Below are 23,228 nucleotides of genomic sequence, written 5' to 3' on the forward strand. Positions count from 1 at the left end.
CCTACCCCGGCCGGCGCCTGCCTCGTCGACATCGGCCTACGCCGCTGGCACAGCTTTCATCGGCGACACCCTCGGATCCGCCAGCCTTCGCACGAGGCCAGGATTCGCGACCTGGTGCGCGGGTTGATCGAGGCAGTCGAACCCGAACCGGGCCTGGTCGGCCCGCTGGTCAAGGACTACGAGTGCGTTGCTGAAGCGATCGCCGCAGCCCCGCCGCGGCAGCCTTGAGTGCTGGTGGAGCCCAGGGGACTCGAACCCCTAACCCCTGCCTTGCAAAGGCAGTGCTCTGCCAGTTGAGCTAGGGCCCCGTGGGTGGCCTTGGCGACGATCACTCGTCGCGGAGCCGGACGTCAGCGCAGGTCGGGAGCGGTGGTCGCCTCGTGCCACAGGGCGCGCTCGTCGTTGGACGCCTTGATCTTGTTGAACACGACGGCGGCCACACCGACGACGCCAGCCAGAATCAGCAGCTTCTTGAACATGGGGCGACCCCTCGCGCTCGACTACCGTCGGACGACTTGCGGTGGGGCTAGATGGAATCGAACCATCGACCTCAGAGTTATCAGCTCTGCGCTCTAACCGACTGAGCTATAGCCCCGCGTTGCGACGAGCAAGATTAACCCATCCGCTCTGCCGGCCCCAAATCGGGGTCCGAGCCTGCGGGCCGGGCCCGTCGTCGCCTGCAAAAACCTACCTGAGTACGGGACGCCGGAGCGACCGCATTCCGCGATGCTCCGGCGTCCCGGTGGCTCAGTCCCGCTCGGCGAGGGTCAGCTCGATCCCGCCGACCAGGTCGGCGCAGACGTTGTAGACGAACGCGCCGAGCGTGGCCAGCGCGGTGAACAGCACCACGTTGACCAGGCCGATCAGCGCCGAGCTGAGAATCACGCCCTTGGCGGTGATCTGGAAGCCGCTGGTGCTCTGCCCACCGCCGGCGTTGACCAGGTCGCTCAGGCTCTCGTTGACGCTCTGGAACACACCCATCGCGTCCAGCGCCAGGTAGAGCACCGAGGTGGCGACCACCACGACGATGAAGAGCACCACCGACACCGCGAATGCGAACTTCATCACGGACCACGGGTCGATCCGCTTCAGGTTCAGCCGGGCCCGGCGCGGTCCGCGAGAGGCGGCCGAGCTGACCGACGTACGCGCCGCGCGCACCGCGTCACCGACGCGGGCGGCCCCCACGGCGGACGGGTTGCCGATCCCCGGCGGCAGGCCACCACCGCTGGCCGGGCGACCGGCAGTGGCAGTGCCACGCGCCGCCTCCGGCTGCGGCTGGGTCATGCCGGGGGTGATCCGCGGCTGGGTGCCGGTGGACCCGGCCGACGTCGCCTGGCCGGGCCGGACACCGATCGGCTGGGTGGTCGTCGGACGGGCCGAGGGTGTCGCCGCCGGACCCGGAGGGTTGGCGGCGGCCGACGTCGGCGCCTCGGCGCTGGGCGTCGCCTCGGTCTTGTCACCCGCCCCGTCGTCCTCGCCCGGCTGCTCCGGCGGGGGCGTCATACCTGGAGCTCTGGTGAACTTCGGGGCAGGCGCATCGGCGGGGACCGTCGCCCGGCCTACGGCCGCGCGGCCGGTCGCTGGTGTGCCGCCCTTGGCGGCCTCCTCGTCGACCGGGTTGGCCGAGGTCCCCGTGTTCCCCGACTTCGCCTGTGTCTCCGTCATTCAACTAGTCCTGTTCGTCAGGCTCGTCGGCATTGCGAGCAATCGCCACGATAGTCACGCCGTCCGGGAGGTCCATCAGCTTGACCCCCATTGTGTTCCGGTCACGCGTACGGCGTACAGGCTTCACCGGAGTCCGAATGACACCACCATTGCTGGTGATCGCGAACAGCTCGTCGTCCGGATCGATCACCACCGCGCCAACCAGACCACCGCGCCGTTCGGTGATCTTCGCAGTCAACACGCCCTTACCTCCCCGGCCCTGCACCGGGTATTCCTCGATCGGGGTGCGCTTGGCATATCCCCCGTTCGTGGCCACCAGAACGTCCAAACCTTCCCGCACGACCTCCATGGCCAGCAGGACGTCGTCGTCCGTGAAGCGCATGCCGATCACGCCCGAGGTGGCCCGGCCCATCGGCCGCAGCGCCTCGTCGGAGGCGTTGAACCGGATCGCCTGTGCCTTCTTCGAGACCAGCAGCAGGTCGTTCTCCGGGGCAACCAGCGCAGCACCGACCAGCTCGTCCTCATCGCGCAGGTTGATCGCGATGATGCCGCCGGAACGGTTGGAGTCGAACTCCTCGAGCCGCGTCTTCTTCACCAGGCCGTTCTTCGTGGCCAGTACCAGATAGGGGGCTACCTGGTAGTTCGGGATCTCAATGATCTGCGCGATCTGCTCGTCGGGCAGGAAGGCGAGCAGATTGGCCACGTGTTGGCCCTTGGCTACCCTACTGGCCTCCGGCAACTCGTACGCCTTGGCCCGGTAGACCCGGCCCTTGTTCGTGAAGAACAAGATCCAGTCGTGGGTCGAGCAGACGAAGAAGTGGCTGACGATGTCGTCCTGCCGCAGCGTGGCGCCGCTGACGCCCTTACCGCCGCGTCGCTGCGAGCGGTACAGATCGACCTTGGTCCGCTTGGCGTACCCGGTGCGGGTGATCGTGACGACCACGTCCTCGCGGGCGATGAGGTCCTCCATCGAGACCTCGCCGTCGAACGGGATGATCTGTGTACGGCGGTCGTCGCCCCACTTGGCGACGATCTCGCCCAGCTCCTCCGAGACGATCTTCCGCTGCCGCTCCGGCTTGGCAAGGATGTCCTTGAGGTCGGCGATCTCCAGCTCGAGCTTGGCCAGGTCGTCCACGATCCGCTGCCGCTCCAACGCGGCGAGCCGGCGCAGCTGCATGTCCAGGATCGCGGTCGCCTGGATCTCGTCGATCTCCAGCAGCCGGATCAGGCCCTGCCGCGCGTCGTCCACGGTCGGCGAGCGCCGGATCAGGGCGATCACCTCGTCCAGCGCGTCCAGCGCCTTGCCCAGACCGCGCAGGATGTGCGCCCGCTCCTCGGCCTTGCGCAGCCGGAACGCGGTCCGCCGGCGGATCACGTCGATCTGGTGCTCGACGTAGTAGCGGATGAACTGCGCCAGGTTGAGCGTGCGCGGCACCCCGTCGACCAGGGCCAGCATGTTGGCGCCGAAGGTCTCCTGGAGCTGGGTGTGCTTGTAGAGGTTGTTCAGCACCACCTTGGCGACCGCGTCGCGCTTGAGCACCAGCACGATCCGCATGCCGGTACGACCGGAGGACTCGTCGCGGATGTCGGCGATCCCGGCGAGCTTGCCCTCCTTGATCAGCTCGGCGATCCGCTCGGCGAGGTTGTCCGGGTTGACCTGGTAGGGCAGCTCGCTGACGACCAGGCAGGGGCGACCCCGCTTGTCCTCCTCGACCTCCACCACGGCGCGCATCCGGATCGAGCCGCGACCGGTGCGGTACGCGTCCTGGATCGCGGTGGTGCCGACGATCAGGCCGTAGGTCGGGAAGTCCGGGCCCTTGACGATGCCGAGCAGGGCTTCGAGGGTGGTCTCCTCGTCCTCCTCCGGGTGCTCCAGGCACCACTGCACGGCCGCGCCGATCTCCCGCAGGTTGTGCGGCGGGATCTTGGTGGCCATGCCGACCGCGATGCCCTCGGAGCCGTTCACCAGGAGGTTGGGGATCCGCGACGGCAGGATGGTGGGCTCCTTGGCCCGGCCGTCGTAGTTGTCCTGCAGGTCGACGGTGTCCTCGTCGATGTCCCGCAGCATCTCCATCGCGAGCGGGTCGAGCTTGCACTCCGTATATCTCATGGCCGCAGCCGGATCGTTACCCGGTGAGCCGAAGTTGCCGTTGCCGTCGACCAGCGGGTAGCGCAGCGACCAGGGCTGCGCCATCCGGACCAGCGCGTCGTAGATCGCGGAGTCGCCGTGCGGGTGGAACTGACCCATCACGTCACCGACGACGCGGGAGCACTTCACATAGCCGCGGTCCGGGCGGTAGCCGGAGTCGAACATCGCGTAGAGGATCTTGCGGTGGACCGGCTTGAGGCCGTCCCGGACGTCCGGCAGCGCGCGACCGACGATGACGCTCATCGCGTAGTCGAGGTAGGAGCGCTGCATCTCCACCTCGAGCCCGACCGGTTCGATCCGGTCGTGCGCGACCACCGCGGCGATGGCCTCGGCGGGGACCTCGGGCTCGTTCGGTGTGGACTCGGGAGAATCGGTCACTGTATACCCTTATCAGACTCAGAGTCGTTTTCGTGCTGTGGATAACCGCTGTGGATACCGGCCAAGCTGTGGATAACTCTGTGGACTGCCGGATCGGCCGGGCCCTGCCCGGCCGATCCATCGCAGTCCGTCAGATATCCAGGAACCGCACGTCCTTGGCGTTGCGCTGAATGAACGACCGGCGCGCCTCGACGTCCTCACCCATCAGCACACTGAACAACTCGTCGGCGGTCGCCGCGTCGTCGAGAGTGACCTGACGCAGGGTACGCGTCGCCGGGTTCATGGTGGTTTCCCACAGCTCGGGATAGTTCATCTCGCCGAGGCCCTTGAAGCGCTGGATGTCGTCCGGCTTGGCGTTCGCCTTCTTCTGCTGGCGCAGGGCGATCAGGCCGTCCCGCTCGCGGTCGGAGTAGGCGTACTGGGCATCGTCGCCCTTCTTGTTCCACTTGATCTTGTAGAGCGGCGGGGCGGCCAGGTAGACGTGCCCCAGCTCGACCAGCGGACGCATGAAGCGGAACAGCAGGGTGAGCAGCAGCGTCTGGATGTGCTGGCCGTCGACGTCCGCGTCGGCCATCAGCACGATCTTGTGGTACCGCAGCTTCTCGATGTCGAAGTCGTCGTGGATGCCGGTGCCCAGCGCGGTGATCAGCGCCTGGACCTCGTTGTTCTTCAGCACCCGGTCGATCCGGGCCTTCTCCACGTTGAGGATCTTGCCGCGGATCGGCAGGATCGCCTGGGTCCGCGGGTCGCGACCCTGCTTGGCCGAGCCACCGGCCGAGTCACCCTCGACGATGAACACCTCGGACTCGCGGGGGTCGGTCGACTGGCAGTCGGCCAGCTTGCCCGGCATCGAGCCGGACTCCAGCAGCGACTTGCGCCGGGCCAGCTTGCGCGCCTGCTGGGCGGCGATCCGGGCCCGGGCCGCCTGGGAGGCCTTGGTGATGATCATCTTGGCCTCGGCCGGGTTGCGGTCGAACCAGTCGACCAGCCACTCGTTGCAGACCCGCTGCACGAAGCTCTTCACCGGGGTGTTGCCCAGCTTGGTCTTGGTCTGGCCCTCGAACTGCGGGTTGGCCAGCTTGACCGAGATGATCGCCGCGAGCCCCTCACGGATGTCCTCGCCGGAGAGCTTCTCGTCGCCCTTGAGCAGCTTCTTGTCGGTGCCGTACCGGTTGACCACGCTGGTCAGCGCGGACCGGAAGCCCTCCTCGTGGGTGCCGCCCTCGTGGGTGTTGATGGTGTTGGCGAAGGTGTAGACCGACTCGCCGTACGACTCGTTCCACTGCATGGCGATCTCGACCGACATGCCCTCCTCTTCGGCCCCGAACTCGACCACGGTCTTGTGGATCGGGTTCTTCGAGGCGTTGAGGTGCCGGACGAAGTCGGAGATGCCGCCCTCGTAGTAGAAGGTGACCTCGCGCTGCCGGCCGTCCTCCTCCTCGGCCACCCGCTCGTCGAGCAGGTGGATGCGCAGGGCGCGGTTGAGGAAGGCCATCTCCTGCAGCCGCCGGTAGATGGTCTGGAAGTCGAAGTCGACGGTCTCGAAGACGTCGGGGTCGGGCCAGAAGGAGACCGCCGAGCCGGTGCGGTCGGTGGTCTCGCCCTTGTCCAGCGGGCTGGGCTTGGAGTTGGTGTACTGCTGCCGCCACACGAAACCGGACTTGTGGATCTCCACCGCCATCCGGGTGGAGAGGGCGTTCACCACGGAGACACCGACGCCGTGCAGACCACCGGAGACCGCGTACGCCTTGCCGTCGAACTTGCCGCCGGCGTGCAGCACGGTCAGCGCGACCTCGACACCCGGCTTCTTGAGCTTCGGGTGAAGGTCGACCGGGAAACCACGGCCGTTGTCGGTGACCCGGACGCCGCCGTCGGCGAGCAGCACCACGTCGATGGTGTCGCAGTATCCGGCCAGCGCCTCGTCGACAGCGTTGTCGACAACCTCCCAGACGAGGTGGTGCAGACCGCGCTCACCGGTGGACCCGATGTACATACCGGGCCGCTTGCGAACGGCCTCCAGCCCCTCGAGAACGGTGATCGACTCTGCGCCGTACTCCTGCTTGTCCTGCGCTGCCACCCTCGGCCACTTTCTCGCGTCAGCCGCGCCGGTAGGGGCGCGTCGGGCGCGGGTTCGGCGGACAGGACGCGACGTCGGCGCGCGGACCGGCGCCGGAGACCTCCGGACAGCGGGTCGAACGCGCCGGTCGCCGCGGTTGCCCGCGGATCGCGATCGGCTCGACCCGACGTGGAGAATGAACCTGGGCCACCGGCCCCGTCCCACTCCCGCACCGGGTCTTCGTCTCACTGTCAATCCTACTGTGCGCGGAGGACAGAACCACCACTCGGCACCCTCAGCGAGGCGGCTGAGAAGTCCATAGCCGGCAGAACCCCGTCGCCCACGACTCCCCCCACACGCCAGGCCCCCTTCGCACGCGCCGCCCCGGAACGGGTTGACCCGCGGTCGGGCGGGTCGGGGGTCGCGGCCGAACCGTCAGTGCCGTACGTTTGCGGCGCCCCGGAACCAGCCTTGATCTTTACCGGTTGGAACCGGGACGATCGACCCGATCGACCCGACACGTGCTCTTTAAGAGGTGACAGATGGGGCTGGACAACGTCGCGGTGCACTGGCCGCGGACCGGCCGCTTCTACGATCCGGTGGCGCCGGCCGAGTTCGTCGACTTCGGCGAGATCGTCGACCTACCGCGCATCTCCGCGCCGACAGCGGCGCTGGCCGAGCTCATCGCGAAGACCGGCACCATCCGGGCGACCGCGTACACCGAGTTGGTGGATCTCCTGCTCGGCCTCGAAGGTGTGTTGTACGCCACAGATGCTGCCGCCGAGGACGAAGACCCGGTGATCGACCCGGACGGCTGCTCCTGGATCGCGAGCGGCATCGAACGGTTCGTGGCCGCGCACCGCCCGACCGGCGAGGCGGTCACCTTCGAGTCGGTGAGCACCGTGCTGCGTGCTCTGCTCGGCGACGGCCGGCTGGCCGAACAGCAGCTGCGCTGGCTGGAGAGTCGGCTCGACGCGCTGCGTGACGAGCGCGGCGATCCGCCGCAGTGGAACTTCACCTGCGCGGAGCTGGGCGTGCTGGCGGCGTTCTACCGGCGCTGCGCCGAGCGCGGGTTCGCCGTCTACGCCGACGCCTGAGCCGCCGCGTCCGTCTCCGGGGCGGCCGGCCGGTTGGCGGCCATGATCAGCCGGGTGAGCACGGCGTGCAGGTGTTGCAGGTCCTCGACGGGCAGCCCGAGCCGCTGCACGATCGCGGCGGGGATCAGCTCCGCCTGACTCCGCAGCGCGGCGCCGCTGGCGGTGAGGGTGACGGCGAGGCTGCGCTCGTCGCTCGGGTCGCGTTCCCGGCGCAGGTAGCCGGCTGCTTCCAGCCGCTTGAGCAGGGGTGACAGCGTGCCCGGATCGAGTTGGAGCAGGCGGCTGAGGTCGCGGCCGGACAGCGGCGCGTGCTGCCAGAGGGCCAACATCACCAGGTACTGCGGGTGGGTCAACCCCATCGGTTCCAGCAGCGGCCGGTAGACGGCCACCACGCTGCGCGCGGCGACCGAGAGGGCGAAGCACACCTGCTGCTCCAGGGCCAGCGGGTCGACGCCGTCCGGTCGTTCGCTCATCGGTTGCCCTCCCTGCGCACGATGACTATCGTACCGATCATTGGTGCACCAACCATTCGTACCCCAACGGTCTGCTCGTGTGTCGGGCCCGGCCCGGCGAGACGACGTGACGCGGAAAGAGGCGGCAGATGAGCGAGGACGGCGCGGTCACCAGGGCCCCGGGCGAGGGCGGCCGACTGATGCGGTGGGCCTTCCGGCACCTCGCCGGACCCGCCGAAGGGGTGCAGGGCGCGGTGCAGGGCGGTTCGGCCGAGGCCCGCGAGGCGTGGAAACGCGACCTGGCCGAGCGCAAGCGCCACACCCGGGAGCAGCGGGAACGCAAGCGCGCAGCCCGCGAGGCGGACCGGCGCGGCTGAGCCGGCGGGCTCAGCCGTACGTGTCGCGTGGGCCCCGGCCGCGCACCCGGCGTGGACCCTTGCCCCAGGAGGGCGCGGCCGGCCCGTGGATGTGCAGCTTGCGCACCACGTTGTGACCGACCTCGCTGGCGATCTGCTTGAGCAGCGAACCGGCCAACAGCCGCAGCTGGGTGGCCCAGGCGGTCGAACGCGCCTCCACGGTCAGCTCGCCGTTCTCCAACTTCACCGGGCGGCTGTTCTGCGCCACCTCAGCGCCGACGACCCGCTCCCAGGCGCCGAACACGGTGGCCTCGGCCGCCGGCTGCTGCCAGCCGCGCGCCTTCACCAGCCGGTTCAGCACCGCGCCGAGCGGCTGCGGATCGCGCGGGTCGGGGCCCGGGCCGGAGTAGCCACGCAAGCGCCGCCCCGAGCCGCCGGCAGCGTCGCCACCGCCGGGCGCACGCCGGGCGCGGGCCGCCGCCTGCCGCCGGGACAGCGCCGCGTCGAGCACCGCCCGGGCCAGCTCCGGCCCGCTGGCGGCCGCCGCCGGCTCACCGCCCGCCGATTCCGCAGCAACCTTCGGAGTACGCGCAGCCGCAGCGTCGCCTGCCGCCGGCCGCTCGGTGCCTGGCTTATCCGACACGGCGTACCGTCCCTTCGCCGACCTGGTAGCGGGTGCCGCGCAGGGCGGCCGGCACGTCATCGTCCACCGCGCAGGTCACCAGCAGCTGACTCGCCCCGCCGACCAGCTCCGCCAACCGCTCCCGGCGGCCGGTGTCCAACTCCGCGAAGACGTCGTCGAGCACCAGCACCGGCTCGATGCCGTCGGAGCGCAACAGGTCGTAGCCGGCCAGCCGCAGCGCGAGCGCGAACGACCACGACTCGCCGTGGCTGGCGTACCCCTTGGCGGGCAGCGGGCCGAGACTCAACGCCAACTCGTCACGGTGCGGGCCGACCAGGGTGGTGCCCCGTTCGATCTCGGCGGAACGGGACGCGGCCAGGGCCGCCGTCAGCGCCTCGGCCAACGCGGCCCGATCGGTGGTCGGCTCGGCCAGCTCGATCGACGGCCGGTAGGTGATGCTCGCCGCCCCCCGACCGGCGGCCACCGCGTCGTACGCCTTGGCCACGTGCGGGCTCAGTGCGGCCACCAGCTCCAGTCGGCCGGCGAGCAGCTCCGCGCCGTGCTGGGCCAGATGGGCGTCCCAGACCGCCAGGGTGCCGAGATCACCGCCCCGGGACCCACCGGTCTTGCGGGCCAGGTACGCGGTACGCAACAGGGCGTTGCGTTGCTTGACGACCCGCTCGTAGTCGGCCCGCACACCCGCGTACCGGGGCTGGCGGTTGACCAGCAGGTCGTCCAGGTAGCGGCGACGCTCGGCCGGGTCGCCCCGGACCAGCTCAAGGTCTTCGGGGGCGAAGAGCACCAACCGCAGCGCCCCCAGCACGTCCCGGGCCCGCCGCGCCGGTGAGCGGCCCAGCCGGGCCCGGTTGGCCTTGCCGGGCACGATCTCCAGCTCGACCAGAAGCTCGCGGCCGTCGTGCACCACAGCGCAGCGGATCACCGCGGACGATGCGCCCATCCGGACCAGCGGCGCGTCGGTGGCGACCCGGTGTGAGTCCAGGGTCGCCACGTAGCCCAGCGCCTCGACGAGGTTGGTCTTACCGACACCGTTGGCGCCGATCAGGACGTTCGCCCCCGGCTGGAGGTCGACGCCCACCCGCTCGTACGAGCGGAAGTCGACCAGTTCCAGCCGGTGAACGTACACAGGTTGTGGACGCCGCTCAGCGCTTGTGCACGGCGTGGCCACCGAACTGCTGACGCAGCGCGGAGACGGCCTTCATGGCGGGCGAGTCGTCCTGCCGTGAGGCGAACCTGGCGAACAGCGAAGCGGTGATGACGTTCAGCGGCACCGCCAACCGGACCGCCTCGTCGACCGTCCACCGACCCTCGCCGGTGTCCTCGGTGTAGCCGCTCAGGTCGGCCAGCTCCGGGTCCTCGTCGAGCGCCCGGTCCAGCAGGTCGAGCAGCCAGGAACGGACGACGGTGCCCTCCCGCCAGGACTTGATGACACCCGGCACGTTGGTCACCAGCTCCGAGGCGGCCATCAGCTCGTAGCCCTCGGCGTAGGCGTGCATCAGGCCGTACTCGATGCCGTTGTGCACCATCTTCGAGTAGTGCCCGGCACCGACCGGGCCGGCGTGCACGAAACCGAACTCGCCCTCCGGCTTGAGCGCGTTGAAGATCGGCATCAGCCGGTCCACGTGCTCCTGGGAACCGCCCACCATCAGCCCGTAGCCGTTCTGCCGGCCCCAGACGCCGCCGGAGACGCCGACGTCGATGTAGCCGATGCCCAGCTCGTTGAGCCGCTCGGCGCGGGGGGCGTCGTCGCTGAAGCGCGAGTTGCCGCCGTCGATGACGATGTCGCCCTCGCCGAGCACCTCGGCGAGCTCGTCGATGGTGGCATCGGTGACACCGGCGGGCACCATGACCCAGACCGCGCGCGGGGACTCAAGCTTCTCCGCCAGGCCGGCAAGGGTCGTAACGTCGCTGATCTGCGCGTTGTGGTCGAAGCCGACCACCTCGTGCCCGGCCGAACGCAACCGCTCCCGCATGTTGCCGCCCATACGGCCGAGTCCTACTAGGCCGAGCTGCATGTGTTTCTACCTCCGTGGATCTGGGTGTTGCTGGGCGCGATCAGCGCGAGACGCGGATCGGCATGATGAGGTACCGGTACCCCGGAATGACCTCGCCATCCTCGCCAGCGGGTGAGATCACCGCGGGCTTGAAGGCGTCGACGAACGAGAGCACGGCCGTCTGAGCGCCCAGGTTTGCCAGACCGTCGATGAGGTACTGCGGGTTGAAGCCGATGGTCAGCGGGTCACCGGTGAAGGTGGCCTCCATCGCCTCGCTCGCCCGCGCCTCCTCGGAACCGCCGGCCTCGACCACCAGGCCGTCGGCGCTGAAGCTGAGCAGCACCGGCGTGGTGCGTTCGGCGACCAGCGCGACGCGCTTGACGACCTCGATCAGCGTGCTGACCGGGACGCGGGCCGCGGCGTTGTGCGTGGCCGGGAAGAGCGACCGCACCGGCGGGTAGTTGGCGCCGTCGAGCAGCCGGCTGGTGGTACGACGGGTGCCGCCGGCGAGACCGACCATGCCCTCACCAGCGGCCCCCTGGGCGAGGGCGAGGGTGACCTCGCCGCCCAGCGGGCCGAGGGCCTTGGCGGTGTCGTTCAGGGTGCGGGCCGGCACCAGGGCGTTGATGCTCACCTCGGGGTCGTCCGGCCGCCACTGGATCTCGCGCAGCGCCAACCGGTACCGGTCGGTGGCGAGCATCGACAACGTGTCGCCGGACAGCTCGACGCGGACACCGGTCATCATCGGCAGCGTCTCGTCACGACCGGCCGCGATGGCCACCTGGGAGACCGCCGTGGCGAACGCGGCGGCGTCGACAGTGCCGGCGCTCTGCGGCATCTCGGGCAGCGCGGGGTAATCCTCCACCGGCATGGTGGGCAGGGTGAACCGGGCGCTGCCGCAGACCAACTCGAGGTGCGCGCCGACCGCGGCGATGTCGACCGGCTTGGCCGGCAACGCCTTGGTGATCTCGGCGAGCAGGCGGCCGGAGACGAGCGCGGCGCCGTCGGCGTCGCCCTGCACCTCGACGGTCACCTGGCTGGAGACCTCGTAGTCGAACCCGGAGACCCGCAGGTTGCCGTCGGTGACGCGGAGCATCACCCCGGCGAGCACCGGTACGGACGGCCGGTTGGGCAGGCTCTTCGCGGTCCACGCCACAGCCTCGGCGAGCGCGTCGCGCTCCACTCGGAACTTCATCAATGCCTCCGCGTCGACGTCAGCGACAACTCTCTCATGCCGACCGCTGCCTACCGTCCCGCCCGACCGTGCGGGTACCCATCGCACCTTAGGGCGCAGGGACATCGGCTGTGCGCCCGACCCCATGGATCGTGTCGATGCTGACGGGCTGGTCCGACAGCGTTCGGCCCGATCCACAGAAAGCCCAACGGTGATGATTGGTTTTTGTTCTCTTAGAAGAGATAACTCATCGTCTTCATCGCACCTGTGCAAACTGTGGAAAACCGAGGTCTGCGCAGCTCAGACAGGTTATCCACCGGTGATTTAGCTGTGGAGAACCGGGGGTACAACCGGCTTCTGTGTCCACAGCCCGGCGACGACGGCCGGTTGTCCACCGTTGTCCACCGGTTGTCCACCGGTAATCCACCGACTTTCTCCCCAAGCCTGTGGATCGCGGGGAAGATCACCATTGCCGTCATCCCCAGAACCTTCAACAGCCCGTACACAGGTCGACGGTCATCGGTGGATAACCCGACCGTCGTCCCCAGGCGTCCACAGCCTCGTACACAGGGTTTCTCCACAGCCTGTGGGTAACTGGCGGAGGACGGACCGTAGTTATCCACCGACGGTGGATAACGAGCTGTGGACAACGAGTGGGGATCGAGGCGGTCACGGCCTCGATCCTGTGGTCTACACCATGTCGAGAGTCCAGCTGACTGACCGAAAAGAACGCCCGACCGGAGATCCGGCCGGGCGTGTCCTCAGGCTGTGCACCGCCGCGACGGCGGTCGTACCCGTCAGCTGTTCTGCTTGATCCGGTTGGTCAGCTCGGCGATCTGGTTGTAGAGCGAGCGGCGCTCGGCCATCTGCTGACGGATCTTGCGGTCGGCGTGCATCACTGTGGTGTGGTCCCGGCCACCGAACGCCTGCCCGATCCGGGGCAGCGACAGCTCGGTCAGCTCCCGACACAGGTACATGGCCACCTGGCGGGCGTTGACCAGGACCCGGGACCTGGACTGGCCCCGCAGGTCCTCCAGGCTCACCCCGAAGTAGTCCGCCGTCGAGGCCATGATCTGGTCGGCGTTGATCTCCGGGCCGGCGCCGTCGGGCATGAAGTCCCGCAGCACCTCCTCGGCCAGCGACAGCTCGACCGTCGACCGGGTCAGGCTGGCGAACGCGGTCACCCGGATCAGCGCGCCCTCCAGCTCCCGGATCGAGTTCGACACCCGGGAGGCGATGAACTCCAACACGTCCGGCGGGGCGTACATCCGCTCCTGCGCCGCCTTCTTCTGCAGGATCGCGATCCGGGTCTCCAGATCCGGCGGCTGGATGTCGGCCAGCAGCCCCCACTCGAACCGGGTTCGCATCCGGTCCTCGAGGGTGGCGAGCTGGCGCGGCGACCGGTCCGACGTGATCACGATCTGCTTGTTGGCGTTGTGCAGCGTGTTGAAGGTGTGGAAGAACTCCTCCTGGGTGCGCTCGCGGTTCTCCAGGAACTGGATGTCGTCGATCAACAGGATGTCGACGTCGCGGTAACGCCGCTGGAACGCGCTGGTCTTGTCGTCCCGGAGCGAGTTGATGAAGTCGTTGGTGAATTCCTCGGTCGAGACGTACCGGACCGAGCGGGCGTTGCCGAGCGTGGTGGCGTAGTGCCCGATGGCGTGCAGCAGGTGCGTCTTGCCCAGCCCCGAGTGCCCGTAGATGAACAGCGGGTTGTACGCCTTGGCCGGCGACTCCGCCACCGCCACGCTCGCCGCGTGGGCGAACCGGTTGGACGAGCCGATGACGAAGGTCTCAAACATGTACTTCGGGTTGAGCCGGTTGCCACCGGTGTCGGCGCCGGGCAACCGGCGGTCGTCACGGCCACCGTTGCGGTGGTCCACAGCACTGCGACCCGGGCCGCTGTCCGTTCCGCTGTCCCGGGGGAGCGAGCGGATCACGTGCTGGTCGCGTGGCGACGCCGAGTCTTCCCGGTAGCGGGGCTCGTAGGGCCGGGTGTCCGGACCGGGTGGGTCGAGGCGGGCCGCCTGCTCGTCGTAGCCGCGCCGATCCGGGCCCGGCCGGTTCGGCCGCATGGGCTCGGCGAAGGCGGCGCTGAACAACGCCTCCTGCCCGTCCCTGCTGGCCGGGATCATCCCGGAGCGGTGCCCGTCGACGGGCGGCGCGAGCGGCGGACCCGCCGGCGCGGGCGGCGCCACCGGATCGGTCGTACGCGGCGCGGGTGACTGCTCGGGGATCATCGCGTCGGCGGACGGCCGGGCGTCCTGGTCGTCCTCGAACGACGCGACCCCCGGGCCGTCGAGGTCGAGCTGCCCGGCCTCCGGAGCGCTGCGGTAGACGGTGCCAGCCGGTCGGCCGGTGGCGTCCTCGGCCACCCGAACGGTGACCGCCACCTGGATCGGTCGGCCGAGCCGGCGGGTGAGCGCCTCGGTGATCGCCGGGCGCAGCCGTGACTCGATCACGTCGCGCGTGAACGCGTCCGGGACGGAGAGCAGCGCGGTGTCCTCGACGATCGCCCGCAGCCGGGTCAGCCGTAGATAGGCACGCTGCTGGGCGGAGATGATCTCGTCGGCGAGTTCGTCGGTCGCCGCTAACCACACTGCGGCAAGGTCGGTCGTACCGGCCACCGTCGTGCCACCCCCTCGCCTCTGCTCCCGGCCGCCGCTGTCTGTCTGCCAGCCGGCCGTCCCGGGCCCGCCGCGTTCGCGGGTGGAACAACACCCACCCGGACGATCGACCGGTGGTCATCCACAAGTTATCCACAGCCTGTGTACCGACCGATTGTGGCCACCGCCGGACGCGGGTGGCACCTGCCCCTGCCTGAACGGGCGCTGAAGCGGGTTCACCGTGCCGAACGATTCACTGCCTTGTCCGGTCTTGCCTGTGCGACGACCGGAGCTTCCGACGCTCACCGCAATCGGGCACGGTAACAGCGTTGTCCCTGCGCCATCAACCGGCGACGCGGCGGCACCCTTGTCGGCATCAGCGAAAACCGTCCTCGCGCCTCGGGCGCGTCCCGTTGTCCGCTGCTCGGGGTGTTTGACGGCCATTGCCCCCCTGCGTAGGCTGGAACGGCTGCTTTCTCGCCCTCTGCTAGGGTGATGGGTGCTTGCTGTCCGCGGTCGCATCCTCGCACCGCCGAGGTCCCGCCCCGCCGGACAGCACCGATCGTGGGCCACCGTCGCGGTGGCCTGGACCACCACACGACCCCGGCGATCCCGTCGCGCGGGGCGCGTACGAAAACGGAGAGCCTGACGTGAGCAAGCGCACCTACCAGCCGAACAACCGCCGGCGCGCGAAGACCCACGGCTTCCGGCTGCGCATGCGCACCCGTGCCGGCCGTGCCATCCTGTCGAGCCGTCGCGCCAAGGGTCGCACCACCCTGTCGGCCTGAGCCGACCGGGCCGGTCCAGGGGACGTGGGCAGTCGTGCTGGCCGCCGCACAGCGACTGCGGCGCAGCACTGACTTCGCCGCAGCGGTTCGCGGTGGCCGACGCGCCGGACGTGGCGCCGTCGTGGTCCACCTGGCCGTGCCGGTGACCGTCGACCCCAGCACACCGACCTCGCCGAAGCCGGCACGGGACAACAGTGCGGAGCAGTCGTCCGCGCCCTCCCGTGCCGGCTTTGTCGTGTCCAAGGCGGTCGGCAACGCGGTGACCCGCAACCGGGTCCGCCGCCGACTGCGGGCACTGGTCCGGGAACGGCTGAGCGCCCTGCCCGCCGGCAGCACGCTGGTCGTCCGGGCACTGCCCGCCGCGGCGCAGGCGTCGTACCCCCGGCTCGCCGCCGATCTGGACGCCGCCATCGCGGTCGCCAGGTCGCCCCGGGAGCGACGGTCCCGATGACTGACACCGAACAGACCAGCCCCCGCCCGTCGACAACCGGTGCCAAGGTGCTGATCGCGCCCATCATCGCGTACCGTCGGTGGATAAGTCCGGCACTGCCGGCTCGCTGTCGGTTCTACCCGTCGTGCAGTGCGTACGCCCAGGAAGCGGTCGCTCGACACGGCGCGCTCCGGGGAGCCGTGCTGGCGGTCCGGCGGTTGTTGCGCTGCCACCCCTTTCACCCTGGTGGACATGACCCGGTGCCGGAGCCGGGCGGCCGCCGCCGTGCTGATGTGACTGGAGCCCCGAATTGAGTCTCGACTGGATCTACTACGCGATTTCGTGGATCCTGCTGACCTGGCACTCGGCCTGGGACGCCATCGGGGTGCCGGTCGGCGCGGTGCTCGGCACCAACTTCGCCTGGATCCTGGCCATCGTCTTCCTGGTGGTCACCGTCCGGGTGATCCTGTTCCCGGTCTTCGTCAAGCAGATCAAGTCGCAGCGGGCGATGCAGGCGCTCCAGCCCAAGGTCAAGGAGCTTCAGGAGAAGCACAAGGGTGACCGGGAGACGCTCCAGAAAGAAATGATGGAGCTGTACAAGAAGGAGAAGGCCAACCCGCTGATGGGTTGCCTTCCGATGTTCCTTCAGATCCCGGTCTTCCTGGGTCTCTTCCACGTGCTGCGCCGGCTCGACCCCGACAAGCAGAACAAGACCCTCTACGGCTGGACCGTCGACCAGTTCCAGAGCGCCTCGCAGGCGAAGCTCTTCACCGCTCCCATCGCCGGCAAGTTCGGCTCCACCGCCGACGAGCTGGCCAGCCTCGGCGCCAACGGCAGCACGGTGAAGATCATTGCTGGTGTCCTGGTCCTGGTCATGATCGCGACCACCTACCTGACCAGCCGTCAGATGATCCTCAAGACCGGTTGGGCGGAGGACCCGCAGCAGCGGATGATCCAGCGGCTGATGCTCTACGGCATCCCGGCGTCGCTGCTGATCTCCGGCGCGATCTTCCCGATCGGCGTCATCATCTACTGGGTCACCAACAACCTCTTCACCCTCGGCCAGCAGCAGTGGGTGCTGCGGAAGTTCCCGCCGCCGGTGACCGCCACCAAGAAGACCGCCGCCCCCGCCACCTCCCGCAACCCGGTGCAGCCCGCCAAGTCCGGTGGCCTGTTCGGTCGCGGCAAGGCGGCCCCGCCGGTGCCGGTCAAGGCGGCAGCACCCAAGGTGGCCGGGCCGAAGCCGGGCGCGAAGCCGGTGAACAACCCGAAGAAGAGCCGCCCCGCCAAGCGGCAGGGCTGATGTGTGAGGGCCGCCGCCGGTGATCCGGCGGCGGCCCGTTCCGCACCGCGCAGCCGCCGTACGGCCGGCGCCGGGTGGAACCGACCGCGCACCGCGCGGCCACGGGCGACACTGCCCGTACAGACGTGCCTGTGGGCACCGGCAACCTCCAGCCGGCCCCGGGAAACCAGTCGGACCCGACGGTCCGGCCGAGCGAGTACGGAGATGAGACCGTGACCGAGACCAGCATCCCCCGCGCCGAGCAGTCAGTGGACGAGGAGGAGACCGCCACGCTCGCGGTGGACGGCGACGACACCGAAGCCGACGACACCGAGGCGGACGACGACACCGACACCGCCGCTGGCAGTGGCACGCGGGCGAAGAAGGCTGTGGGCGAGGGCGACCTGTTCCGGCAGAGCGAGATCGCCGCTGACTACGTCGAGGGCCTGCTCGACATCCTCGACTACGACGGCGACATCGACGAGCTGGTCGCCGCCGGCCGGCCGATGGTCGAGGTGGTCGGCGAGCGGTTGCAGAATCTGGTCGGTCAGCGCGGGGCCACCCTGGAGGCGCTCCAGGAGCTGACCCGCCTCGCCGTCTTCCGGCAGACCGGTACGCCGAGCCGCCTGCTGCTCGACGTCGGCGGCTACCGGGCGAACCGCCGCAAGGAACTCGCCGCGGTCGCCAAGAACGCCGTCGAGAAGGTCAAGGAGTACGGCGAGCCGGTCCGGCTGGAGGCGATGTCCGCGTTCGAGCGCAAGTGCGTGCACGACGTCGTCAACGCCATGTCGGGCGTGGCGAGCGAGTCCGAGGGTGTGGAGCCGAACCGGCGCATCGTCGTACGGCCGGCGGACTGACCGGGTGACCCACGACGACCTCACGGCGGAAGCCGTGTCCGGCCCGGGCGGCACGCCGCCCGGGCCGTCCGCTGTCCGCCCCGTCACCGCCGACGCTGGCACGACGGGCAGCGGCAACGCCCCGTCACCTGCCGACGCGGCGTTGCCGCCCGAGCTGGCGCCAGCCGCGCTCACCCTCTTCGGCGACCGTCTCGACCTGGCCGCCGCGTACGCCGAACTGCTGGCCACCGACGGGGTGGTCCGGGGCCTGATCGGCCCCCGGGAGGCCCCCCGCATCTGGGATCGGCACCTGCTCAACTGTGCCGCGGTCGCCGAGCGGATCCCGTCCGGCGCGACCGTGCTCGACGTCGGCTCCGGAGCCGGCCTGCCGGGTCTCGTCCTGGCGATCGCCCGCCCCGACCTCACCGTCACCCTGATCGAGCCGCTGGCCCGACGGACCTCGTTCCTCATCGAGGTCGTCGAGCAGCTCAGGTTGGCCAGGTCGGTACGGGTGTTCCGGGGCCGGGCCGACGAGGCGGCCAGCGGATCGAGCGGCCGGGAGCCGATCAGCGGAGACGTGGTGACCGCGCGCGCGGTCGCGCCCCTGGATCGGCTGGCCGGCTGGAGTCTCCCGCTGGCGGTTCGGGGCGGCCGTCTGCTGGCGCTCAAGGGCTCGTCCGCCGCCGCCGAGATCGAGGAGCACGCCGACGTGGTGGCGCGACTCGGCGGTGGGGAGGCAACCGTGCGGCTCTGCGGCGTCGGTGTGATCGATCCACCCACCACCGTGGTGGAGATCGTGCGCGAGCGGATGGTCGGTCCGCCCCGCCCGGCGGCGAAGAAGCGCGCCCGGGGCGGGCGTCCCCGCCGAGGTTGACACTTCGCGCCATCGGGCTTCCGGCCGGTGGGTTGCCTCGTTGTACCGGTACGGGTGGACGAGGGGATGAGAACCCGACGTGGACCGGCCGCGCCCGTCCGCCGTAGGCTGACCGCGCGTCGATAGTGTGTAGCGGATGACGGACGTCGCGGGTCTCCGACCGCTCCCGTGGGCCGTACGCTCCGGGTTGCGGGCGTGGACGCGGCCGAGTTGACCGGGGCGCGGACCGACCATCCGAAGCGGGCAGGGATGACAGGTGCATGACGACGGCAGGTACGACGATCCACGCGTGACCGGGTCGACCAGCGATCCCGTTTCACGTGAAACCGACTACCCGAGCTGGTCGCCCGGCGCGACCGGGCCATCGAACCGACCCACCGACAGCGATCCGCCGCCGGCGCTCGACCCGCCGTCGAGCGCGGGAAGACCGGACGGCTCGGCCCTCGCGGAGCCCTCGACTGGGCGCAGAACGCCGGAGGCGTCGAGTCGACCGATCAACGCGGCCGAGGTGCGATCGACTTCGGGTCGGCGCAACACCGCAGCGGCGGTTCGATTCGAGCCGGCGGTCCCGCACCAACCCACCGCGGCTGTCGTTCGGGACGCCGCGCCGATGGTCGCCGACACCCCGGTCGCTTCGACCGAGTCGTTGGCCGCCGTGGCGGCCGACCCCACGTACGTTTCACGTGAAACCCCGACGCGCGAAGAGGATGACCCACCGTTGGCTATGGAGGCGATGCGCGCCGTGCAGATCCTGAATCCCAGTGGCGAGGTGACCATGCCTCGGCCGGACCGGACCCGGGTCATGTGCGTCGCCAACCAGAAGGGCGGCGTGGGTAAGACCACCACCACCGTCAACCTTGCGGTGGCGCTCGCCCTGCACGGCAACCGGGTGCTCGTGGTCGACCTCGACCCGCAGGGCAACGCCTCGACCGGGCTCAACGTCCCGCACCACACCGGAATCCCCGACGTGTACGACTGCCTGATCAACAGCGTGCCGCTGGTCGAGGTGGCGCAGGCGGTCGAGGGCATCCCCAACCTCTGGTGCGTACCCGCGACCATCGACCTGGCCGGAGCCGAGATCGAGTTGGTGTCGGTGGTGGCCCGGGAGTCGCGTCTGGACCGGGCGATCGCCGCCTACCCGGGCGAGTTCGACTACGTCTTCATCGACTGCCCGCCCTCGCTCGGCCTGCTCACCGTCAACGCTCTGGTTGCCGCGCAGGAGGTGCTGATCCCGATCCAGTGCGAGTACTACGCGCTGGAAGGGCTCAACCAGCTGATCAACAACATCAACCTGGTACGCCAGCACCTCAACCCGAAGCTCGATGTCTCCACCATCCTGCTGACCATGTACGACCGCCGTACCCGGTTGGCCGACGCCGTCGAGCAGGACGTCCGGAACCACTTCGGCGACAAGGTCCTCCAGGCGGTCATCCCCCGTAACGTCCGGGTCTCCGAGGCACCGAGTTACGGCCAGTCGGTGATGACCTACGATCCCGGTTCGCGGGGTGCCACGAGTTACTTCGAGGCGGCTCAGGAAATCGCCGAGCGGGGCGTCAAGGAGCCGGTGGGCCGGAATGCGTAGTGCGGACAAGTCGCTGGGAGGCGTGGCATGAAGAACCGTCCTCGGGGCGGTCTGGGTAAGGGCCTGGGGGCGCTGATCCCGACCGGGCCGGTGCCGGGTGCCGCTGGCACCGCGACGGCCGAGCCGGACAACGAGCGCCCGGACGGCGCGGCCACCATCGCCGCCGTCTCCGCGGTGCCCGCCCGGGTACCAGTCCACGAGCCGGAGCCCGTGCTCAGCCCGGTGCCCGGTGCGCGATTCGCCGAGATCCCGGTCGACGCGATCATGCCCAACCCGAAGCAGCCGCGTCAGGTCTTCGACGAGGAGGCGCTGGAGGAGCTGAAGACCTCGATCCAGGAGGTCGGCTTCCTCCAGCCCATCGTCGTACGGCAGCTCGACGACGAGAAGTACGAACTGGTGATGGGTGAGCGGCGCTGGCGGGCCGCCCAGGCGGTGGGTCGGGAGAGCATCCCGGCGATCGTCCGGGACACCCGCGACGACGCGATGCTCCGTGACGCCCTGCTGGAGAACATCCACCGGGCGAACCTGAACCCGCTCGAAGAGGCCGCCGCCTATCAGCAACTGCTGGAGGAGTTCGGGGCCACCCACGAGGAGTTGGCCCGGCGGATCGGCCGGAGCCGCCCGCAGATCTCCAACACCATCCGACTGTTGAATCTGCCCGCCCAGGTGCAGCGCCGGGTTGCCGCCGGCGTCCTGTCGGCGGGGCACGCCCGCGCTCTGCTGAGCCTCGACGAGTCAGAGGCGCAGGAACAGCTGGCCCTGCGGATCGTGGCCGAAGGGCTGTCGGTTCGGGCGACCGAAGAGATCGTGGCCCTGACGCTGAACGACGGTCCGGCGAAGGGTCAGGCCGCGAAGCGGCGGCCCAAGGCGCACGCGCCGGCACTCACCGATCTCGCCGACCGGCTGTCCGACCGGTTCGACACCCGGGTGAAGGTGGACATCGGCCGGAGCAAGGGCAAGATCACGATCGAGTTCGCGACCGTTGACGACCTGGAGCGGATCGTCGGGATCATCGGCGTGCAGCAGGAGGAGAGTGGGGACTGAGCCCCGCTCGCCCAACGGCCGCGCCACCCCACCGGGGGGCGCGGCCGTTCCGCGTCCCGGGGTCGTCGCGTTTCACGTGAAACAGCCGGCCGCTTCGCTCGGCGGCTCGGCGGACCGGACGGACGCCGAATCGCTCAGCTGGCCCCCGCCTTCCGGAGAGGGCGCCTTCGGAGTACGTGGGCAGACGGCCCGGCCGTCCACGTTGTCGGAAGCGGCGACCGCGTAGATGCGGTCGGTGGGCGCCGGAGCGGCGGGCCGATCTGCTGCACGGGTCACAGGAGGCTCCGGAATGCTGGGGTCGACCCGAGCCACCCCCTGCGCCGCTCGACGCGACAGCGAGCCCCTGAGTGGCCTGCACGGCGCTTCCGTGGTGATCCTCGGGTGAGCCCGAAGGGCCTGGGTTGTGTCGGACCCACCAGAGGCAGTCCGAGCGGCGCCGCCGGCCGCCGCCCTGCGCCGGTTTCACGTGAAACAGCGACACCGGATCGTCGGTGTGGCCAATCGACCCCTGCGGGTCGGGCTGGCGGTCGGCTGGGTCGTCTCCGCGCCCCCATGCGTCGGCGTCGCGGCACCGTTCAGCCGCCGACCCCCGAAGCGGCCGAGTCGCCTCGGGGACGGGTTGGCGGACAACGACCGACAGGTCGAAAAGTTATCCACACCGGTTTTCCACAGGCACCCCCGGTTTCACGTGAAACAGCGCGTGGGAGCGGGTGTGGACCTGTGGATGACGGCCTGTGTTGAGGATCTCGGCAGCCTGTGGATATCGCCTCTCGGTGCCCGCGTGACCACTCGAGCCCGACCGGCGGCAGGGCGATGATCCGGTGGCTCAGGACCGCTCAAACAGGTAGGGACAGCGGTGCCAGACTCGGTTAGGGTCAGCGTCGTGCACGACACCCCTCCCTCAGTCCCGGACTTCACCCAGTGGCCGTCATTTCCCTTCGAGGGTGACCTCCACGTGAAGCAGCTCGATGATCCGGTCCCGGTTGAACCGCCCCGGAAGGGCGAGGGTCTCCGGGAATGCACCGCCTGCAACGCCCCCGACGACGCCTACATCTGGGTGGGCGAGCGGTGGCGGGTACGCGCCATGGACCGGCCCACCGGTCTGCCCATGGTGCTCATCCTGGAATCGCGGAGCCACCTCGACCTCGGTGACCTGCCGAACCTGCTGGCCGCCGAGCTGGGCGTGATGACCGTACGTCTGGAGCGGGCCATCCGCTCTCTCGACGGCGTCGCCCGGGTGCACGTCAACCGCTGGGGCGACGGCTCCGCTCACCTGCACATGTGGTTCCTCGCCCGGCCGTACGGTCGCCTCCAGTTGCGGGGCACGTTCCTGTCGCTGTGGGACTCAATCCTGCCGCCGATCTCCGAGGCGCAGTGGCGGGAAAATCTGGCACTGGTGGCGGCCTGGCTCGCCGAGTTCGGTGGCCGTCCGCTCGCCGAGCCACCCCGCATCCAGTGGCAGGCACCGTCCAGTCTGCTGGCCCAGTCCGCTGCCGCGGATGCCGCCGCCGCAGCCGAAGCTGCCTCAGCGGCAGCAGCCGCAGCGGACGCGGTCTCGGTCATCGAGGCGGCAGAGGAGATCCCGGAACCGGTGCTGGACTCCACGTCCGGTTCCGCTGGCGCCAACAGCCTGCCGGCGGTCGGACCGGTCCCGGAGGCGGACGCCGATGCCGGCTCGACGGCGACCACCGTCGCCGACCGGACGGCTGAACCTGCCCGAACGGCACCCGCCACCAACCCGCCCGGTGTCCCGGCTGTCGCGGCCCGGGACGCCGCCGCCCCCGGCAGCGCGGCGCCCGACAACGCCGGATCCGACAACGCCGGA

At 69.9% G+C, this 23,228-nt stretch carries 20 protein-coding genes, 2 tRNA genes and 1 pseudogene; 11 read left to right on the forward strand and 12 right to left on the reverse strand.

Going from position 1 to position 23,228, the window contains the following annotated elements:
- Nucleotides 1-232: 232 nt before the first annotated feature.
- The 6 genes from QCZ28_RS16390 to gyrB form a co-directional block, all read right to left on the reverse strand.
- A tRNA-Ala gene (locus tag QCZ28_RS16390) sits at nucleotides 233-308 on the reverse strand.
- 42 nt (nucleotides 309-350) lie between these two features.
- Nucleotides 351-479 (reverse strand): DLW-39 family protein, encoded by a 129-nt coding sequence (locus QCZ28_RS16395; protein WP_209444550.1) that lies wholly within the window; start codon nucleotides 477-479, stop codon nucleotides 351-353.
- 42 nt (nucleotides 480-521) lie between these two features.
- Nucleotides 522-595, reverse strand: a tRNA-Ile gene (locus QCZ28_RS16400).
- Between the two features lie 152 nt (nucleotides 596-747).
- Nucleotides 748-1,665: a DUF3566 domain-containing protein gene (locus QCZ28_RS16405; RefSeq protein ID WP_279517470.1), complete on the reverse strand. Its 918-nt coding sequence runs from the start codon at nucleotides 1,663-1,665 to the stop codon at nucleotides 748-750.
- A 4-nt stretch (nucleotides 1,666-1,669) separates the two neighbouring features.
- Entirely contained in the window at nucleotides 1,670-4,192 is a 2,523-nt protein-coding gene (gene gyrA, locus QCZ28_RS16410) for a DNA gyrase subunit A (protein ID WP_279517471.1), read from the reverse strand.
- Nucleotides 4,193-4,322: 130 nt separating this feature from the next.
- On the reverse strand, nucleotides 4,323-6,269 hold the full coding sequence (gene gyrB / locus QCZ28_RS16415; protein WP_279517472.1) for a DNA topoisomerase (ATP-hydrolyzing) subunit B: 1,947 nt from the start codon (nucleotides 6,267-6,269) through the stop codon (nucleotides 4,323-4,325).
- 521 nt (nucleotides 6,270-6,790) lie between these two features.
- Here gyrB and QCZ28_RS16420 point away from each other — a divergent pair.
- Nucleotides 6,791-7,345 carry a hypothetical protein gene (locus tag QCZ28_RS16420; protein WP_030331882.1) on the forward strand — a complete coding sequence of 185 codons (555 nt, stop codon included), beginning with the start codon at nucleotides 6,791-6,793 and terminating at the stop codon, nucleotides 7,343-7,345.
- On the opposite strand, the gene QCZ28_RS16425 is transcribed toward QCZ28_RS16420, so the two are convergent.
- Nucleotides 7,330-7,818 carry a MarR family transcriptional regulator gene (locus tag QCZ28_RS16425; RefSeq protein ID WP_279517473.1) on the reverse strand — a complete coding sequence of 163 codons (489 nt, stop codon included), beginning with the start codon at nucleotides 7,816-7,818 and terminating at the stop codon, nucleotides 7,330-7,332. The genes QCZ28_RS16420 and QCZ28_RS16425 overlap by 16 nt on opposite strands.
- A 128-nt stretch (nucleotides 7,819-7,946) precedes the next feature.
- Here QCZ28_RS16425 and QCZ28_RS16430 point away from each other — a divergent pair, with 128 nt between their 5' ends.
- Complete coding sequence (locus tag QCZ28_RS16430; protein WP_030331879.1) at nucleotides 7,947-8,174, forward strand: hypothetical protein; 228 nt, start codon at nucleotides 7,947-7,949, stop codon at nucleotides 8,172-8,174.
- 10 nt (nucleotides 8,175-8,184) lie between these two features.
- On the opposite strand, the gene QCZ28_RS16435 is transcribed toward QCZ28_RS16430, so the two are convergent.
- The 5 genes from QCZ28_RS16435 to dnaA form a co-directional block, all read right to left on the reverse strand.
- Entirely contained in the window at nucleotides 8,185-8,796 is a 612-nt protein-coding gene (locus QCZ28_RS16435) for a DciA family protein (protein ID WP_279517474.1), read from the reverse strand.
- Nucleotides 8,786-9,919, reverse strand: coding sequence for a DNA replication/repair protein RecF (gene recF, locus QCZ28_RS16440; RefSeq protein ID WP_279517475.1), 1,134 nt, complete (start codon nucleotides 9,917-9,919; stop codon nucleotides 8,786-8,788). Before recF ends, QCZ28_RS16435 begins: the two co-directional genes overlap by 11 nt.
- A gap of 16 nt (nucleotides 9,920-9,935) precedes the next feature.
- Complete coding sequence (gene gnd / locus QCZ28_RS16445; protein WP_279517476.1) at nucleotides 9,936-10,808, reverse strand: phosphogluconate dehydrogenase (NAD(+)-dependent, decarboxylating); 873 nt, start codon at nucleotides 10,806-10,808, stop codon at nucleotides 9,936-9,938.
- Between the two features lie 40 nt (nucleotides 10,809-10,848).
- The gene (dnaN, locus tag QCZ28_RS16450; protein ID WP_196920367.1) at nucleotides 10,849-11,982 is read right to left on the reverse strand and encodes a DNA polymerase III subunit beta; all 1,134 of its coding nucleotides are present in this window, start codon (nucleotides 11,980-11,982) and stop codon (nucleotides 10,849-10,851) included.
- Between the two features lie 776 nt (nucleotides 11,983-12,758).
- Nucleotides 12,759-14,588: a chromosomal replication initiator protein DnaA gene (gene dnaA / locus QCZ28_RS16455; RefSeq protein WP_279517477.1), complete on the reverse strand. Its 1,830-nt coding sequence runs from the start codon at nucleotides 14,586-14,588 to the stop codon at nucleotides 12,759-12,761.
- Nucleotides 14,589-15,217: 629 nt separating this feature from the next.
- Between dnaA and rpmH the strand changes: the two genes are divergently transcribed.
- From rpmH to QCZ28_RS16500, 9 genes and pseudogenes are all read left to right on the forward strand, one after another.
- Nucleotides 15,218-15,355 (forward strand): 50S ribosomal protein L34, encoded by a 138-nt coding sequence (gene rpmH, locus QCZ28_RS16460; RefSeq protein ID WP_007453904.1) that lies wholly within the window; start codon nucleotides 15,218-15,220, stop codon nucleotides 15,353-15,355.
- Between the two features lie 34 nt (nucleotides 15,356-15,389).
- Nucleotides 15,390-15,806: a ribonuclease P protein component gene (rnpA, locus tag QCZ28_RS16465; RefSeq protein ID WP_279517478.1), complete on the forward strand. Its 417-nt coding sequence runs from the start codon at nucleotides 15,390-15,392 to the stop codon at nucleotides 15,804-15,806.
- On the forward strand, nucleotides 15,803-16,099 hold the full coding sequence (yidD, locus tag QCZ28_RS16470; RefSeq protein WP_279517479.1) for a membrane protein insertion efficiency factor YidD: 297 nt from the start codon (nucleotides 15,803-15,805) through the stop codon (nucleotides 16,097-16,099). The genes rnpA and yidD overlap by 4 nt, the downstream gene beginning before the upstream one ends.
- Entirely contained in the window at nucleotides 16,096-17,088 is a 993-nt protein-coding gene (yidC, locus tag QCZ28_RS16475) for a membrane protein insertase YidC (RefSeq protein WP_030331869.1), read from the forward strand. The genes yidD and yidC overlap by 4 nt, the downstream gene beginning before the upstream one ends.
- 212 nt (nucleotides 17,089-17,300) lie before the next feature.
- Entirely contained in the window at nucleotides 17,301-17,924 is a 624-nt protein-coding gene (locus QCZ28_RS16480; protein WP_030331867.1) for a R3H domain-containing nucleic acid-binding protein, read from the forward strand.
- 142 nt (nucleotides 17,925-18,066) lie between these two features.
- Nucleotides 18,067-18,777 carry a 16S rRNA (guanine(527)-N(7))-methyltransferase RsmG gene (rsmG, locus tag QCZ28_RS16485; protein WP_347815110.1) on the forward strand — a complete coding sequence of 237 codons (711 nt, stop codon included), beginning with the start codon at nucleotides 18,067-18,069 and terminating at the stop codon, nucleotides 18,775-18,777.
- Nucleotides 18,778-19,033: 256 nt separating this feature from the next.
- Complete coding sequence (locus tag QCZ28_RS16490; RefSeq protein ID WP_279517480.1) at nucleotides 19,034-20,359, forward strand: ParA family protein; 1,326 nt, start codon at nucleotides 19,034-19,036, stop codon at nucleotides 20,357-20,359.
- Between the two features lie 27 nt (nucleotides 20,360-20,386).
- Entirely contained in the window at nucleotides 20,387-21,403 is a 1,017-nt protein-coding gene (locus QCZ28_RS16495; protein WP_279517481.1) for a ParB/RepB/Spo0J family partition protein, read from the forward strand.
- Nucleotides 21,404-22,286: 883 nt separating this feature from the next.
- Nucleotides 22,287-23,051: pseudogene (locus QCZ28_RS16500) on the forward strand (hypothetical protein); the annotation flags it as partial.
- Nucleotides 23,052-23,228: the final 177 nt, after the last annotated feature.

The sequence above is a fragment of the Micromonospora sp. DH14 genome, assembly GCF_029809455.1.
In the GTDB taxonomy this organism is placed as follows: Bacteria; Actinomycetota; Actinomycetes; order Mycobacteriales; family Micromonosporaceae; genus Micromonospora; species Micromonospora parva.

Excerpts from the sequence above, each read along its gene's own strand:
- yidD (WP_279517479.1), top strand. The coding sequence starts at position 15,803 with ATGACTGACACCGAACAGACCAGCCCCCGCCCGTCGACAACCGGTGCC.
- QCZ28_RS16420 (WP_030331882.1), top strand. The coding sequence starts at position 6,791 with ATGGGGCTGGACAACGTCGCGGTGCACTGGCCGCGGACCGGCCGCTTC.
- QCZ28_RS16495 (WP_279517481.1), top strand. The coding sequence starts at position 20,387 with ATGAAGAACCGTCCTCGGGGCGGTCTGGGTAAGGGCCTGGGGGCGCTG.
- QCZ28_RS16395 (WP_209444550.1), bottom strand. The coding sequence starts at position 479 with ATGTTCAAGAAGCTGCTGATTCTGGCTGGCGTCGTCGGTGTGGCCGCC.
- dnaN (WP_196920367.1), bottom strand. The coding sequence starts at position 11,982 with ATGAAGTTCCGAGTGGAGCGCGACGCGCTCGCCGAGGCTGTGGCGTGG.
- QCZ28_RS16405 (WP_279517470.1), bottom strand. The coding sequence starts at position 1,665 with ATGACGGAGACACAGGCGAAGTCGGGGAACACGGGGACCTCGGCCAAC.
- QCZ28_RS16425 (WP_279517473.1), bottom strand. The coding sequence starts at position 7,818 with ATGAGCGAACGACCGGACGGCGTCGACCCGCTGGCCCTGGAGCAGCAG.
- QCZ28_RS16430 (WP_030331879.1), top strand. The coding sequence starts at position 7,947 with ATGAGCGAGGACGGCGCGGTCACCAGGGCCCCGGGCGAGGGCGGCCGA.
- gnd (WP_279517476.1), bottom strand. The coding sequence starts at position 10,808 with ATGCAGCTCGGCCTAGTAGGACTCGGCCGTATGGGCGGCAACATGCGG.